The following is a 15596-nucleotide window of genomic DNA, read 5'->3' on the forward strand; positions in this document are numbered from 1 at the left end:
GCTACGAATGGGAGGGCGAACGCATCATCCCTTTCATCACTGGCCGCGCCTGCATGACCGCCGACAGCACCTTGCTGATCGACGAACAGGACCCCTTTGCGTGGGGCATTTGAGCCGCCACGCCTTTTCCCTAACCCGATCTGAATGAACGCTTCAAGGAGTGACTACACAATGAGCGATAACATTTTCACTGGCTGCATCCCTGCACTGATGACTCCGTGCACCGCCGAACGCAAGCCGGACTTCGACGCGCTGGTGGCCAAGGGTCGCGAGCTGATCGACATCGGCATGAGCGCCGTGGTGTATTGCGGTTCCATGGGCGACTGGCCGCTGCTGACCGAAGCCGAGCGTCAGGAAGGCGTGGCGCGCCTGGTGGCCGCCGGCGTTCCGACCATCGTCGGCACCGGTGCCGTCAACAGCCGTGAAGCGGTGTCCCATGCGGCACACGCGGCCAAAGTCGGCGCCCATGGCTTGATGGTCATCCCTCGTGTGCTGTCTCGCGGCGCTTCGGCCACCGCGCAAAAAGCCCACTTCGCCGCGATCCTCCAGGCCGCTCCTGGCCTGCCGGCGGTGATCTACAACAGCCCTTACTACGGCTTCGCCACCCGCGCCGACCTGTTCTTCGAACTGCGCCGCGAGTACCCGAACCTCATCGGTTTCAAGGAATTCGGCGGTGCCGCCGACCTGCGCTACGCGGCTGAACACATCACCTCCAAGGACGATGACGTGACCTTGATGGTCGGTGTCGACACCCAGGTGGTGCATGGCTTCGTCAACTGCAATGCCACCGGTGCCATCACCGGCATCGGCAACGCACTGCCGCGCGAAGTGTTGCGCCTGGTGGCCTTGAGCAAACAAGCGGCCAAGGGCGATGCCAAGGCGCGTCGTCAGGCGCGGGAGCTGGAATCCGCACTCGCCGTGCTGTCGTCCTTCGATGAGGGTTGCGACCTGGTGCTCTACTACAAGCACCTGATGGTGCTCAATGGCGACAAGGAATACGCCCTGCACTTCAACGAGACCGATGTGCTCAGCGATGCCCAGCGTCGTTATGCCGAGAACCAGTACGCACTGTTCCGTCAGTGGTACGAGCAGTGGTCGGCCGAGCAGAACTTCGCCTGACATCCAGCCTGTACAGCGGCGTGCCAATGCGCGCCGCTTTTATTTTCGCCCACGGCGGTACGGCGTTTTTTCGCAAACGCCTCCCCTCTTTTTTTCAGGAACGACCATGACTCTGACAGGCAACATGTTGATCGGCCAGCAGGCCATCCCCGGCAGTCGCGAAGCGATCCGCGGCATTGATCCCGCCACTGATCTGCCCCTTGAACCGGCCTATCACGGTGGCAGCGGCGAGCACGTCGAACAGGCCTGCGCCCTGGCGTGGAGTGCCCTGGACAGCTATCGCGCGACGTCCCTGGACGCCCGCGCCGAATTCCTCGAAACCATCGCCAGCGAAATCGAAGCCCTGGGCGATGAATTGATCGACCGCGCCGTGGCCGAGACCGGCCTGCCGCGCCCGCGTATCCAGGGTGAACGAGGCCGCACTTGCCAGCAGTTGCGTACCTTTGCCCGCACCGTACGCGCAGGCGAGTGGCTGGATGTGCGGGTCGACTCCGCGCAACCGGAACGTCAGCCCCTGCCACGCCCTGACCTGCGTCAGCGTCAGGTGCCGCTCGGCCCGGTGGCGGTGTTCGGTGCCAGCAACTTTCCCCTGGCCTTCTCCGTCGCCGGCGGTGACACCGCGTCGGCGCTGGCCGCCGGTTGCCCGGTGATCGTCAAGGCCCATGGCGCGCACCCCGGCACCAGCGAACTGGTAGGCCGAGCGCTGGCCCGTGCGGTCAAACTTTGCGGGCTGCACGACGGCGTGTTCTCGCTGTTGTACGGCTCCGGCCGCGATGTGGGCATCGCCCTGGTCACCGACCCGCGCATCAAGGCGGTAGGGTTCACCGGCTCGCGCAGCGGTGGCATGGCCTTGTACAACGCGGCCCAGGCACGGCTCGAGCCGATCCCGGTGTATGCGGAGATGAGTTCGATCAACCCGGTACTGCTATTCCCCGCGGCACTGCAATCGCGTGCCGAAGCGCTGGCGCAAGGCTTCGTTTCATCCCTCACCCAAGGCGCCGGCCAGTTCTGCACCAACCCCGGTCTGGTGATTGCCCGCCAAGGCGCGGACCTTGAGCGCTTCATCAATGCGGCGGCAGATCATGTGCGACGCAGCCCGGCGCAGACCATGCTCACACCCGGTATTTTCAACGCCTACGAGGCCGGAGTCGACGCACTGCTCAAACATGCACACGCGGTGGCCATCGGCTTGCGGGGCGAAACCCCGAACCAGTGCCAGGCTCACCTGTTCGTCACCCAGGCCAGTGAGTTTCTCGCCGACCCGGCGCTGCAGGCAGAAATGTTCGGCGCCGCGTCGCTGATCGTGCAATGCGCCAGCGACGAGCAAATCCGCGAGGTCATCGAACACCTGGAGGGCCAGTTGACCGCCACCCTGCACCTGGACGATGCCGACGTGGAAAGCGCCCGGGCATTGCTGCCGATACTGGAGCGCAAGGCCGGGCGCCTGTTGGTCAATGGCTGGCCGACCGGAGTCGAAGTGTGCGACGCCATGGTCCATGGCGGCCCATTCCCGGCGACGTCCGATGCGCGCACCACCTCGGTCGGCACCGCCGCCATCCTGCGTTTCCTGCGCCCGGTCTGCTATCAGGACTTCCCCGACGCCCTGTTACCGGCCGCGCTCAAGCACGGCAATCCGTTGCAGTTGCGTCGCCTGCTCGACGGCCAGAGAGAAGCCTAGGCCATGTCCAACGACTCCCTTTTCAACAGCCCGCACACAGCGGCGGACGTTGCCGTGATCGGCGCCGGAATCATCGGCGTCGCCTGCGCCCTGCGCCTGGCACGCCAGGGCCGGCGGGTGGTGGTCATCGATCAACAGGAACCCGGCCGTGGCGCCTCCTTCGGCAATGCCGGGCACCTGGCCACCGAGCAGGTGTTCCCCATCGCCGACCTGTCGATCCTCAAACGCCTTCCCGCCATGCTCATGGACCCGATGGGCCCGCTGCGCCTGGACTGGAAATACATGCCCCGGGCCCTGCCCTGGTTCGCACGCCTGTTGTTGAACCTGCGCCCGGCGCCGTTCCAGCGCACTGTGGCCGGTATCCGCGCGCTCAATGAAAGCAGCCTGGGCGCCTGGCACCGGTTGCTGGAGACCATCGACCGCCCCGAACTGATGAAAGAAGACGGCTCGCTGCTGGTGTTCGAACGCCCCGACTCGCAACAGGCCATCGAAGCGCTGCAGGCGCGCATGCGCCAGCAGCAAGTGCCGGTGGATTTCTGGCAGGCCCAGGCGGTCCGCGATGCCGCGCCGCAACTCAGCGAGCAGATCCGCGGCGGCTTGTTCTTCCCGCGCACCGGGCACTTTCTCGATCCCTTCCGGGTGGTCGGCGAACTGGTCCACGCCGCCAAAAGCAACGGCGTACAGTTCCTCAAGCAACGGGTCGAGGGCGGGCAGTTGCATGACAACGGCGTGTCGTTGATCACCGATCAAGGCCGTTTCAACAGTCGCCAGGTATTGATTGCCTGTGGCGCCCATTCAGCGAAGCTCACCGCCGCACTGACCGGCAAGAAGGTGCCGCTGGACACCGAGCGCGGTTATCACCTGATGCTGCCCCACGAACACGGGCGCTTGCCGTTCGCCGTCACATCGCTGGAGCGCAAGTTCATCATGACGCCGATGACCGAGGGCCTGCGGTTGGCCGGCACCGTTGAATTCGCCGGTCTGGAATGCCCGCCGACCATGGAGCGCGCCTGGCAGTTGCACCGTCTGAGCAAAGGCCTGTTCAAACACGACCTGAGTGCCGAAGCCGCCACGCCGTGGATGGGTTTCCGCCCCTCCCTGCCCGACTCCCTGCCGATCATCGACCGGGTGTGCCACGGCAAGGTCCTGCTCGCCTTCGGTCATCAGCATCTGGGGCTGACCCAGGCGGCGGTCACGGCGGAAATGATTGCGCAAATGGCCTCGCCTTTGATCGAAGCCCAGCCTCACGGCCTGCCGGCGACTGCGCCGTACCGGCTCGATCGTTTCTGAGGATCACTTGAAAAAATCACTCGGCGTCTTGCCGAACTGCTTCTTGAACATGGTCGTGAACGCGCTCGGGCTGTCGTATCCCAGCTCCCCGGCGATGTCGATGATCTTCTCGCCGACGGCGATTCGTTCCAGCGCCAGCAGCAGTCGCGCTTGCTGGCGCCATTGGCCGAAGGTCATACCGGTTTCCTTGCGCAACCTGCGCTGGATGGTTTTTGCGTCGAGGCTCAATCGCGTACTCCAGTCCGACAACGTCGAGCCATCCCCGGGATTACGCTGCAACGCGGTGCAGATCAGGTTGATCCGTGGATCGGTGGGCTGTGGCAGGTTCAACGGCAAGGTCGGCAGGATCGTCAGTTCATCCAGAATCAGCCGCAGCACCCGGGCTTCCCGCGAGTCCGGATCGCGGTTGAAATCGAAATCGACCGAGACCTTGATCAGCTCACTCAACAATGCGGACACACTCACGGCCCGGGTTTCGGTGGGCAGATCCAGGCTCGCGTCGGGGTGCACGAACACGCTGCGCATCTTGATCGGCCCCACACAGCGAATCGAGTGCACCTCTCCACTCGGCATCCAGATGCCACGGCTCGGTGGCACCGTCCATTGGCTCGTTGCCGTGTGCACCACCATCACGCCTTCGATGGCATAGATCAGTTGGTGCTTCTCATGGGAATGCGGCGCGATATTCCAGTTTTCCGGGTAGTCGGTCGCACTGCTGCGAACGCTCCAGCCGCCCTGGTCGATTTCCGCAAGAAATGTCTGCAATGGCTTGATCATGTCGCCCTTTTTGCGATGGTCAGCGCCCGAGTTGCGCGAGACGGGCGTCTTCAGGGCCCATAGGATAACGTCGAACCCTGAAAATGGCTGCGCCTTGCGCTCGCAGTTCGCGTTTTTTATCCGGAAACTCGCCTATGTCGACCACTACCCTCAGCTCACCCTCACCCACCGTCTCCGTTGCAAGCCAGGCCAGCCCCTTGGTTATGCGCGTCATCGGCGCCTGTGCTTTGGCACACCTGATCAACGACTTGATCCAGGCCGTGCTGCCGTCGATCTACCCGATGCTCAAGACCACCTATGGACTGAGTTTCACCCAGGTCGGCCTGATCACCCTGACCTTCCAGCTCACCGCTTCACTGCTGCAACCGTGGATCGGTTTCTACACCGACCGGCATCCCAAACCGTGGCTGCTGCCAGCGGGCATGGTCTGCACCCTGATCGGTATTCTGATGCTGTCGATGGTCGGCAGCTTCCCGGCCATTCTCGTGGCCTCGGCACTGGTGGGGGTTGGCTCGTCGACCTTTCACCCCGAGACCTCACGGGTGGCGCGACTGGCCTCGGGCGGTCGCTACGGCCTGGCGCAGTCGACCTTTCAGGTCGGTGGCAACGCTGGTAGCGCCTTCGGCCCCTTGCTGGCCGCCGCGATCATCATTCCCTACGGCCAGGGCAACGTCGCCTGGTTCGGCCTGTTCGCGGTGTTCGCCATTCTCGTGCAGTACGGGTTGAGCCGCTGGTACCGCAACCACCTGAACCTGTTCAAGCTCAAGCAAGGCAGCAAGGCCACCCACGGCCTCTCCAAGCGGCGAGTGACCTTCGCCCTGGTGGTGCTGGCGTTGCTGGTGTTCTCCAAATACTTCTACATGGCCAGCTTCACCAGTTACTTCACCTTCTACCTGATCGAGAAATTCGACCTGTCGGTGGCCAGTTCGCAGTTGTACCTGTTCCTGTTTCTTGGCGCCGTCGCGGCGGGCACCTTCTTTGGTGGCCCGATCGGCGACCGGATCGGCCGCAAGCAGGTGATCTGGTTCTCCATCCTCGGCGCCGCGCCCTTCACTCTCGCCCTGCCCTACGTCGACCTGTTCTGGACGGGCGTGTTGAGCATGATCATCGGCTTCATCCTCGCCTCGGCATTCTCGGCGATCGTGGTCTTCGCCCAGGAACTGGTGCCCGGCAACGTCGGCATGATCGCCGGGGTGTTCTTCGGCCTGATGTTCGGATTCGGCGGCATTGGCGCCGCGCTGCTGGGGCATCTGGCGGATATCCATGGCATCGAGTACGTGTACATGCTGTGTTCGTACCTGCCGTTGCTGGGGATTTTGACGATCCTGTTGCCTTCGACCCGGAGTGCTCGCTGAAGGATTCAGCCGATCATTTTTGATACCCGCCCTGTAGCACTCGGTAACACCTGGCCCTGTTGCGGTGCGTCTTTGCCACGACGCACCGCCACCCGCCCCGCGCCACACGGGCAAAACCGCCATGGCGTACTTTGTGCATCCAAAGGCCATCCTCTTCTGCCTGTAGCCGCCATGCGCCCCAAGGAACTGAAACTCTGGACCACCGGAGTCGCCCACCTGCTCGACCTGCCTGCCGGGCATGCGCGGCTGTCGGGGTTGAGCCATTGGCTTCGGCAAATCTGCCCGGTCGATCATTTCGTGTTGTTTGTCTACGAAGGCAATCACCGGCCACTGGCGTTGTTCGATACGTTCTCGGCGGACAAGCGGGCGGTGTATGTCGATGACTATCAGTGCGGCCCTTACCTGCTCGATCCGTTCTACCTGGCCTGCACACGCGGGCAGGCACCGGGGCTGTGGCGTCTGCGCCAGTTCGCCCCCGACCACTTCTACCTCGGCGAGTACTTCCTGACCTATTACCAGCAGACGGGTCTGGCCGAGGAAGTGGCGTTTTTCGTCGACCTCGGCGGTGGTGCCACGGCGGTGTTGTCGTTGATGCGATCGAGCGCCAGCTGTGCGTTCAGCCGGGATGAAATGCAACTGGTCGAGTGCGCGCAAGCGGTGGTCGAACAAGTCATCAATGAGGCCTGGCGCTTGCGTCAGGCCCAGCAACCGCGACCGGCACAGGACCTGGACTTCAAGATCCGCGCAGCCTTCGACCAGTTCGGCGCGCACATCCTCACCGGGCGCGAGCAGGAAATCGTTCAACTGTTGTTGCGCGGCCACTCAAGTGCCTCGGTCGCCGAACAACTGAACATCAGCCCCGGGACGGTGAAGATTCACCGCAAGAACATCTACGCCAAGCTGGGCATTGGCAGCCAGTCGGAGTTGCTGGGGTTGTTTATACGGGAGTTGACGGAGGATCCGTTGCAGGCTCCCGGCCTCAAGCTGCAAGCCTGATGTTCATTGGTATACGCATATCCCTGTGGGAGCGAGCTTGCTCGCGGTGACGGCCATACATTCAACATCCATGTGTCTGACACACCGCCATCGCGAGCAAGCTCGCTCCCACAGGTCTACTGGTGATCCGGAGATTGTGGTCAGGGCGGATCAAGCTGATCCAGCGCCCCTGGGCTCAAGCTGCAAGCCTGATACCTGTCGGCTAGCAGAAACCCCTGTGGGAGCGAGCTTGCTCGCGATGGCGGCCATACATTCAACATCCATGTGTCTGACACAYCGCCATCGTGAGCAAGCTCGCTCCCACAGGTCTATCGGTGATCCGGAGATTGTGGTCAGGGCGGATCAAGCCGATCCAGCGCCCGGTTCACTGCCAGTTCACCGAGCATGATCACTTGCGCAATGCCCAACAGCGCATTGCGGCTCGTCCCCTCCAGATGATCCACCAGATCGTTGGCCATTACATTGGCCGAGGCCAGCGACTCGCAGGCATGCACCAGTAAGGTCTCGACATTGAGTTCGGGATTGACGATGAACATGGTGCTGGGCTTGCGCGGCGTCGCCATGATGTTGGGGCCGAGGTTGAGATCGAGGCTTTCGTACGGAGATGCCGGATCAGTGTCCGGGGGATTGGGTGTGACTTTGAACATAGTGAAACTCCTTGTACCGTAAAAAGGAGCCATCACTCTCACGCTACCAAACGTTGGGTGGTGGCCATACGCAGGTTGGTAGACCGGGTACAAGGAAACCGGCGCGCCCGAAGGCGCCCTGTGCATGGCCACCATGTAGCAGCAGAGCAGAAAAACGCTGCTGATAGTGACGCATTGCACCTTGTAACACCGGGCTACCAAACCCGATCACTGTTTTTCAGCGACCGGCAAACGATAAAACCCAGCCCCAAGGCGCACAAGCCGGCGGATTCTGGCGTACCTGTAGGCAACGACGCAAGGTGTTGTAGCTTGCGGGAAGTAACGCTGACAGCGATTAAACATACGCGTCTCAGCCTTGAATTTACGTGGCTTGCCCACGTTGAAATTCCTAGGACCGAAGAGGAAATATCTGACGTATTTTTAAGGTTGGCGGCCGGAAGCGTGAGGTTTAACTTGGCCGCTCTGATCAGGGATAACGATTTCTCGCCTGATTCAGGCGTTCTTTCAGGCATTTAGGGTGAAACGATTACATGCGCGAGACAAGGGTCGACAAAGGCAATTACCCGGCTCGCGACATTTGGCGTTATGATCACGTCAAATGTCGCATGGAGGTAATCGGTATGCCCGCCGTCAAAAATGAAGTCGTAGGGGCGCAGACAAAGCGTGTCGCCCGCAAGCCTGTTGAGGTGCTGCTACATGGCCGTAGTGGCGATACGCGCATGTTGATTATCCGATACACACAGGAAGGCTTTGATCTGAGCGACGTCAGGGACATGATTTCTATATCCGGCCTATACATGGAGCACGATCTTGTTCAGCGCATTACCGGGAAATCCCTCAGAACCGTGCAACGCTTGGCAAAGGAAACCCAGCCAGTTCGGCTGAACCAGCAACAAAGCACCGTCGCCTTTCAGTATGCACAGGTACTTGAGCACGCCATCAATGTGTTTGGCGATCAGCAGTTGGCTGAGGACTGGCTGAAGAAACCCTGCAAGTACCTGGAGGGTCATATTCCGCTGGAACTGATCGACAACTCGCTGGGTTTCCAGGTGGTAGAGGACTACCTGACCCGAATTGAACACGGGGTTTATCAATGAATCCTTTGCCTTGGGATGGGAAGTGGCACGCTTGGCGTCTGGACCGTGCGGTTTTCAAGGACACATGGGATAGCGGCATTGGTGCGCAACTATCCGGTGGCCGATGGAACCCTCCCGGCCGCCGGGTTATTTACGCTTCGGCCGACCCGGCTACGGCGATTTTAGAGGTCGCCACCCACGCAGGCTTCGATACGCTCGACAGGGTGCCTTATGTGCTGACGTGTTTCGAAGTGCTGGATTCGAATGTCATCAAAGTTGTTCAACCTGAAGATGTACCGAACCCTAACTGGCTAATCCCATCTGAACTTTCGCCCAATCAACAGCATTTCGCTGATGAGCTACTGGCCGAACACCCGTTCGTGCTTATCCCGTCCGCAGTTACCCGCCACTCTTGGAACCTACTCGTTAGCTGTGATTTGGCGGCGGATCAATTCAAGCTTGTTTCGCAGGAGCGTTTTGGACTGGATACCCGCTTACTGAAATGAATGAGAATGTCGAACTTGCACACCAGAACCTCAAATGCAGCCTGTCGCGTGTGATCTCTACGCTGCACACCTACTGAACACCTGCTCCACCCCCCTCCTATCCCCCAAGGGATATATACACCGCAAAACCCCGATTGCTAGTTTGGCCCCCGACGCACTGATTCATCACTGCAAGGGAGCCCGCCTCGTGAACAACACCCCGCCAAGCGATATCGAATTCTGCAATGTGGTCAAACGCTATGGCGAGGTGCAGGCCGTCAGCGGTCTGGATTTCGCGGTGCGGCGTGGCTCGTTTCATTCCTTTCTCGGCGGCTCGGGCTGTGGCAAGACCACCACCCTGCGCATGATCGCCGGCTTCGAACAGCCCACCAGCGGTGAGGTGCGACTGGCCGGCAAAAGTGTGGCCGGCGTGCCGGCGTTCGAACGGCCGGTGAACATGGTGTTCCAGCATTACGCGCTGTTCCCGCATTTGACCGTGGCGCAGAACATTGCCTACGGCCTGCGTTATCGCAATCCACGCCCGGACAAAAAACAGCAACTGCGCATGGCCGATGAGGCGCTGGAAATGGTGCGCCTCAGCGGCTTTGGCCAGCGCAAGCCGAGTGAATTGTCCGGCGGCCAGCAACAGCGTGTCGCCCTCGCCCGCGCCTTGGTCAACAAGCCAACCGTGTTGCTGCTCGACGAACCGCTGGCTGCGCTGGACCGCAAGCTGCGCAAGGAGATGCAATCGGAATTGCTGCGTTTGCAGCGCGAGGTCGGCATCACCTTTGTGCTGGTCACCCACGACCAGGAAGAAGCCCTGTCGATGAGCGACAGCATCAGCGTGATGCACAACGGTTCGATCATCCAGACCGCCACCCCGGAACAACTCTACGAAGCCCCGGCCAGCCGTTACGTGGCTGATTTTATCGGCGAGTCCAACCTGTTCGACGGCACCGTGCGCCAGCTCAACGGCAACTCGGTGGTGCTGCGCACCGAGCAAGGGCTGGAGCTGACCAGCCCCCTCACCCCCACCGGCAAAGCCTTGAGCGCCAACGCCGCCGGTTGCATTGCGGTGCGGCCGGAGCTGATCAGCATCGCCAGGGCCAACGCCGAGATGGCCCGGGAAGTGAAGCTGCAAGGCTGCGTCGAGGACCGCATCTACCTGGGCAATTCCACCGAATACCGCGTGCGCACCCAGGCCTTCGGCGTGGTCTGCGTGCGGGTGCCGCGCCAGCAGGATCACGGCGCCAATGCATTCGAACACGGCGCGCCAGTGCGCGTCGGCTGGGATCACGCCAATGGCCTGGCCATGGCGTTGTAAATCATCGATTCGTTTCATCAACCGGATGTGGAGCGTGCTATGGACCAGAAGACTTTTATCAAAACCCTGCGCAGCTGGCAGAACGGCTCAATCAGTCGCCGAGAATTCCTTGGCCGCACGGGCCTGGGGATCGCCGCTGCCGTGGTCGCGACCAACATGCCCGGCCTGCTGACCTCCACCGCCGAGGCCGCCGAGCAAACCAAGCTCGGTGATCGCCTGTCGCTGGCGACCTGGCCGAACTACCACAGCCAGGAAAACCTCGACACCTTCGCCAAGACAACCGGCGCCCGGGTGTCGATGAGCGTGTTCGGTTCCAACGAAGAAATGCTCGCCAAATTGCAGGCCGGCGGCAGTGGCTGGGACGTGCTGGTGCCGACCAACTACACCATCAGCACCTACGTCGGCCTGGGCCTGATCGAGCCGCTGGACCTGTCGCGCATTCCCAACTTCGATGCCTCGGCGTTCCAGCAGAAGTTCATGGCCCAGGGCACGGTGGACGGCAAGGTCTACGCGGTGCCGAAAAACTGGGGCACCACCGGCATGCTCTACGACGCCGGCAAGCTGAAAAACGGCCCCGCCAGCTGGAAGGAATTCTGGGCCGCCGCCCAAGGCCCGGCCAGCGGCCGCACGATGGTCCACGACTATCAACTGACCGCCATCGGCAATGCGCTGAAAAGCTTCGGCTACAGCTTCAACTCCCTGGACCCGAAAGAACTGGCCGACGCGGAAAAACTGCTGATCGAGGTCAAGCCGCACCTGTTCGCGATCAATTCCGACATCCAGCCATCGATGCGCAGCGGCGATGCCTGGCTGGCGATGTCCTGGACTGGCGATGCCTCGCAATTGCACCGCGACAACGCGCAAATGCAGTTCGAGCTGGGCAAGGAAGGTGGCGAGTTGTGGAGCGACTTCTTCGCCATCCCGAAAAGCTCGGAGCACAAGGATGCCGCCTACGCGTTCATCAACTACCTGCTCGATCCGCAGCACAACAAGCTCGAAGTGCTGAGCCACGGCTACCCGAGCGGCGACAAGCGTGTCGACGCGCTGCTGCCTGTGGCGATGCTCGACGATCCGATCATGTACCCGGCCGCCGAGGCCCTGAGCCCGCTGGAGTTCGGTGCCGCCGCGACGCTGACCAGCCCGGCGCGCGCCGAACTGATGGCGCGTTTCAAGTCCGCCTGATCGCTTGACCATGGCCAATGAGGAGTCACCCATGAATGCCGCCGCCCACCCCCAAACGGTGCAGCCGGGCCGTGCCCTGCCGGTCGAGGTTCGCCAACGGCGCACCCTGGGCCGGCGCATCACCCTGGTGATGCTCTTGCCTTCGACCCTGTGGTTTCTGCTGCTGTTGTTGATGCCGCTGGTGATCATCCTGGTCTTCAGTTTCGGCGAGCGCAGCGCCGTGGGCGGTTACGCCGGTGGCTTCACCCTGGCCAACTACCTGAACCTCGGTTCTCGCGGCGCGGCGTTCAGCAACACGCTGATGCTCGCGCCGCTGGGTACCCTGGTGTGCCTGTTGGCGGCCTATCCGTTGGCGTACTTCCTCGCGGTCAAGGTCACGAGGAACCGCTCGCTGTTGCTGACCCTGGTGATCGTGCCGTTCTGGACCAGTTTCCTGATCCGCACCTATGCGTGGATTTTCATCCTCAGTGGCAAAGGCATTCCGGCACTGCTGGCCAGCCTGGGTCTTGAGGATGTGCGGCTGATCAACACGCCGTGGGCGGTGCTGATCGGCATCGTCTACGGCTACCTGCCGCTGATGGTGYTCCCGATCTACGTCAGCCTGGAAAAACTCGACAAGCGCCTGCTCGAAGCCTCGGCCGACCTCGGTGCCAGCGCCTTCGAAAGCTTCCGCCGGATCACCCTGCCACTGTCCGCACCGGGGATCATCACCGGGGTGATGCTGGTGTTCATCCTGTTGATGGGCGAGTTCCTGATCCCGGCCATTCTCGGTGGCGGCAAGGTGTTCTTTGTCGGCAACGCGCTGGTCGACCTGTTCCTGCAATCGCGCAACTGGCCGTTCGGCAGTGCGCTGGCCATGACGTTGGTGGCGATGATGCTGCTGATCATCGGCGTGTACTTGAAACTGGTGGCGCGCTACGGCGGTCGCCCTGCCGACGGAGGCCTGTGACATGTGGCTGCGCAGCTATTCGACATCGCTGTACCTGTTCCTCTACGCGCCGATTGCCCTGATCGTGCTGTTCAGCTTCAACGCCGGGCGCAGTGGCCTGGCCTTTCAGTGCTGCTCGGTGCAATGGTTCGGCACCGCGTTCGGCAACCCGTTCATCATGGAAGCCCTGGGCAACAGCGCGCTGATCGCCGCAAGTTCCTCGGTGATTGCCACGCTGTTCGGCACCCTGGCGGTGTTCGGCTTGCAGCGTTGCGGCGCCAAGGTGCGCCTGCTGTTCGATGCGTTGACCTACTGCGCGATCATCGTGCCGGGCATCGTCATCGGCATCTCGACGCTGATTGCCTTCATCAGCCTGTTCGACCTGATCAACCCGCTGCTGGCGAGTTGGTTGCCGACAGTGCCGAAATTGAACATGGGCTTCTTCACCGTGATCGCTGCGCATTCGCTGTTCACCATGGCCCTGGTGATGGTGATCGTGCGCAGCCGCGTCGACTCGCTGGACAAGGCCTTACTCGAAGCCTCGGCGGACCTGTACGCGCCACCGATGGACACCTTCTGGCGGGTCACCCTGCCGCAGATCAGTCCGGCGATCATGGCTGGATTCCTGCTGGCCTTCACCTTCAGCTTCGACGATTTCATCATCGCGTTCTTCGTCGCCGGCTCTGAAACGACGCTGCCGATCTACATCTTTTCCTCCATCCGCCGCGGCGTGACGCCAGAGATCAACGCGATTTCCACGGTGATCATCTGCGTGTCGCTGGCCTTGCTGTTCACTTCCCGCCATCTGCAAAACCGCCGTACCGGCGTCCAGGAGTCACACCATGCGTGATCAGCTCTACATCAACGGCGAATGGGTCAGCCCGGACCTGGGCGGCTATCTGGACGTGATTGATCCGGCTACCGAACAGGTCTTCCACCGCGTGGCGGCGGGCACTGAAGAGGATGTCGACCATGCCGTGCGTGCGGCCCGTCGCTCCTTCGACAATGGCTGGGGACAAACCAGCGGCGCCGAGCGTGCGCAGTGGCTCGAGGCGCTGGCCGATGAGCTGGAAAGCGGCCAGCAGACGCTGGCGGAACTGGAAGTGCGTGACAACGGCAAGCCGCTGCCCGAAGCGCAATGGGACATTGGCGATGCGATCGGTTGTTTCCGTTACTACGCCGGTTTGGCCCGCGATCTTGACCAGCAGCAGGATCAGCCGTTGGCCTTGCCGGATGAGCGTTTTCGCTGCCGCCTCCGCCACGAGCCGATTGGCGTGGCCGGGCAAATCATTCCCTGGAACTACCCGCTGCTGATGGCCGCGTGGAAGGTGGCGCCAGCCTTGGCCGCCGGGGCCACCGTGGTGTTGAAACCGTCCGAACTGACGCCATTGACCGCGCTGGAACTGGCGGCCGCTGCCGATCGTATCGGCTTGCCCGCCGGGGTGCTGAACCTGGTCACCGGCCTCGGCGCCGACGCCGGCAGCCCGCTCACCGAGCATCCGGGGGTGGACAAACTGGCCTTCACCGGCAGCGTGCCCACCGGGGCGAAAATCATGTCGGCAGCGGCGCGGGACATCAAGAACATCAGCCTGGAACTGGGGGGCAAGTCTGCGTTCATCGTGTTTGATGACGCCGATGTCGAAGCCGCTGTGGAGTGGATTCTGTTCGGGATTTTCTGGAACCAGGGTCAGGTGTGCAGCGCGACTTCACGCCTGCTGGTGCAGGAAACCATCGCCCCGCGCCTGATCGAACGGCTGGTGGAGGAAACCCGCAAGATCAGCATTGGCCCCGGTATGCAGCCCGGCGTTCTGCTCGGGCCGCTGGTCAGCCAGGGCCAGTACGACAAGGTGCTCGGCTTCATCGACCAGGGCTTGGCCAGCGGCGCCCGTTTGCTCACCGGCGGACGGCGACCGGCGCATCTGGCCGAAGGGTATTTCATTGAGCCGGCGATCTTCGATGAGCCGGGGCACAGCAGCATCTTGTGGCGCGAAGAAGTGTTCGGCCCGGTGCTGTGCATCAAGCGCTTCAAGACCGAAGAACAAGCGCTGCAAATGGCCAACGCCAGCCGCTTCGGCCTGGCCGCCGCCGTGATGAGCGCCGATTTGCAGCGCACCGCCCGGGTCGCCAACCAGCTGCGCGCCGGGATCGTCTGGGTCAACTGCTCGCAACCGACCTTCGTCGAAGCGCCCTGGGGCGGGATGAAACACAGCGGCATCGGCCGGGAGCTGGGGCAATGGGGGTTGCACAATTACCTGGAGGTCAAGCAGGTGACCGAGTACGTCAGCGACGAGCCGTGGGGTTGGTACTTGAAGTAAACCAGTCAACCTCTTTGCTTTTGCTTTTGCTTTTGCTTTTGCTTTGGCTTTTGCTTTTGCTTTGGCTTTGGCTTTGGCTTTTGCTTTTGCTTTTGCTTTTGCTTTTGCTTTGGCTTTGGCTTTGGCTTTGGCTTTGGCTTTGGCTTTTGATCTTCTTGCCCCCTCGAGAGGCCGAGCGCAGGTTCTGCGCAGTGGGCAACCCGGCATGGATGCCGGGTTAGCCGCCCCCGGCCCAGAGTGTGTAAAAACTCCAAAGCAAACCCTTGCTATGATTTCCCAGGATTTCATCGCAAGGGTTGCCCATGAAACGCTTCATTCAAGGTGAACACCGAGGTCAAAGGACCCTGCTCCCCGAGAGCCTGGACGATTACGTCAGCGAGACTAATCCGGTGCGTGTTGTCGATGTCTTCGTTGATGAACTTGA

General features: G+C 61.8%; 17 protein-coding genes. 15 read left to right on the forward strand and 2 right to left on the reverse strand.

Going from position 1 to position 15596, the window contains the following annotated elements; translation table 11 throughout:
* The 4 genes from AC1DXW_RS29435 to AC1DXW_RS29450 form a co-directional block, all read left to right on the forward strand.
* Positions 1-113, forward strand: a 113-nt coding sequence (locus tag AC1DXW_RS29435; RefSeq protein ID WP_477760809.1) for a proline racemase family protein, incomplete at its 5' end; no start/stop codon positions are given.
* Between the two features lie 58 nt (positions 114-171).
* The gene (locus tag AC1DXW_RS29440; RefSeq protein ID WP_477753978.1) at positions 172-1119 is read left to right on the forward strand and encodes a dihydrodipicolinate synthase family protein; all 948 of its coding nucleotides are present in this window, start codon (positions 172-174) and stop codon (positions 1117-1119) included.
* A 106-nt stretch (positions 1120-1225) separates the two neighbouring features.
* Positions 1226-2797: an aldehyde dehydrogenase (NADP(+)) gene (locus AC1DXW_RS29445; protein WP_477760806.1), complete on the forward strand. Its 1572-nt coding sequence runs from the start codon at positions 1226-1228 to the stop codon at positions 2795-2797.
* 3 nt (positions 2798-2800) lie between these two features.
* Positions 2801-4087, forward strand: coding sequence for an NAD(P)/FAD-dependent oxidoreductase (locus tag AC1DXW_RS29450; RefSeq protein WP_477753980.1), 1287 nt, complete (start codon positions 2801-2803; stop codon positions 4085-4087).
* Positions 4088-4090: 3 nt separating this feature from the next.
* Here AC1DXW_RS29450 and AC1DXW_RS29455 read toward each other — a convergent pair whose 3' ends face one another.
* Positions 4091-4864, reverse strand: coding sequence for an AraC family transcriptional regulator (locus AC1DXW_RS29455; protein ID WP_477753981.1), 774 nt, complete (start codon positions 4862-4864; stop codon positions 4091-4093).
* A gap of 134 nt (positions 4865-4998) precedes the next feature.
* On the opposite strand from AC1DXW_RS29455, the gene AC1DXW_RS29460 reads away from it, so the two are divergent.
* Together AC1DXW_RS29460 and AC1DXW_RS29465 are read left to right on the forward strand one after the other, a co-directional pair.
* Positions 4999-6219, forward strand: coding sequence for an MFS transporter (locus AC1DXW_RS29460; protein WP_477753982.1), 1221 nt, complete (start codon positions 4999-5001; stop codon positions 6217-6219).
* 171 nt (positions 6220-6390) lie between these two features.
* Positions 6391-7215 (forward strand): helix-turn-helix transcriptional regulator, encoded by an 825-nt coding sequence (locus tag AC1DXW_RS29465; RefSeq protein ID WP_477753983.1) that lies wholly within the window; start codon positions 6391-6393, stop codon positions 7213-7215.
* Positions 7216-7547: 332 nt separating this feature from the next.
* Here the strand turns inward: AC1DXW_RS29465 and AC1DXW_RS29470 are convergent, their stop codons facing one another.
* Entirely contained in the window at positions 7548-7862 is a 315-nt protein-coding gene (locus AC1DXW_RS29470) for a DUF6124 family protein (protein WP_477753984.1), read from the reverse strand.
* Positions 7863-8482: 620 nt separating this feature from the next.
* Between AC1DXW_RS29470 and parS the strand changes: the two genes are divergently transcribed.
* The 9 genes from parS to AC1DXW_RS29515 form a co-directional block, all read left to right on the forward strand.
* A complete protein-coding gene (gene parS / locus AC1DXW_RS29475; protein WP_347912055.1) occupies positions 8483-8959 on the forward strand; it encodes a type II RES/Xre toxin-antitoxin system antitoxin in 477 nt (158 codons plus the stop codon).
* Positions 8956-9444, forward strand: coding sequence for an RES family NAD+ phosphorylase (locus AC1DXW_RS29480; RefSeq protein ID WP_150754611.1), 489 nt, complete (start codon positions 8956-8958; stop codon positions 9442-9444). Before parS ends, AC1DXW_RS29480 begins: the two co-directional genes overlap by 4 nt.
* A gap of 187 nt (positions 9445-9631) precedes the next feature.
* A complete protein-coding gene (locus tag AC1DXW_RS29485; RefSeq protein ID WP_477753985.1) occupies positions 9632-10747 on the forward strand; it encodes an ABC transporter ATP-binding protein in 1116 nt (371 codons plus the stop codon).
* Between the two features lie 39 nt (positions 10748-10786).
* Positions 10787-11929, forward strand: a complete 1143-nt coding sequence (locus tag AC1DXW_RS29490) for an ABC transporter substrate-binding protein (protein WP_477753986.1) — start codon at positions 10787-10789, stop codon at positions 11927-11929.
* 31 nt (positions 11930-11960) lie between these two features.
* Positions 11961-12878: an ABC transporter permease gene (locus tag AC1DXW_RS29495; protein WP_477760807.1), complete on the forward strand. Its 918-nt coding sequence runs from the start codon at positions 11961-11963 to the stop codon at positions 12876-12878.
* 1 nt (position 12879) lies between these two features.
* Positions 12880-13707, forward strand: a complete 828-nt coding sequence (locus AC1DXW_RS29500) for an ABC transporter permease (RefSeq protein WP_477753988.1) — start codon at positions 12880-12882, stop codon at positions 13705-13707.
* Positions 13700-15172 carry an aldehyde dehydrogenase family protein gene (locus AC1DXW_RS29505; RefSeq protein WP_477753989.1) on the forward strand — a complete coding sequence of 491 codons (1473 nt, stop codon included), beginning with the start codon at positions 13700-13702 and terminating at the stop codon, positions 15170-15172. Before AC1DXW_RS29500 ends, AC1DXW_RS29505 begins: the two co-directional genes overlap by 8 nt.
* A 43-nt stretch (positions 15173-15215) precedes the next feature.
* Positions 15216-15497 carry a hypothetical protein gene (locus tag AC1DXW_RS29510; RefSeq protein WP_477760808.1) on the forward strand — a complete coding sequence of 94 codons (282 nt, stop codon included), beginning with the start codon at positions 15216-15218 and terminating at the stop codon, positions 15495-15497.
* A partial coding sequence (locus tag AC1DXW_RS29515; protein ID WP_477757184.1) for a hypothetical protein occupies positions 15475-15596 on the forward strand: 122 nt, incomplete at its 3' end. The genes AC1DXW_RS29510 and AC1DXW_RS29515, both read left to right, overlap by 23 nt.

This window comes from Pseudomonas sp. P4_C4 (assembly GCF_056402055.1).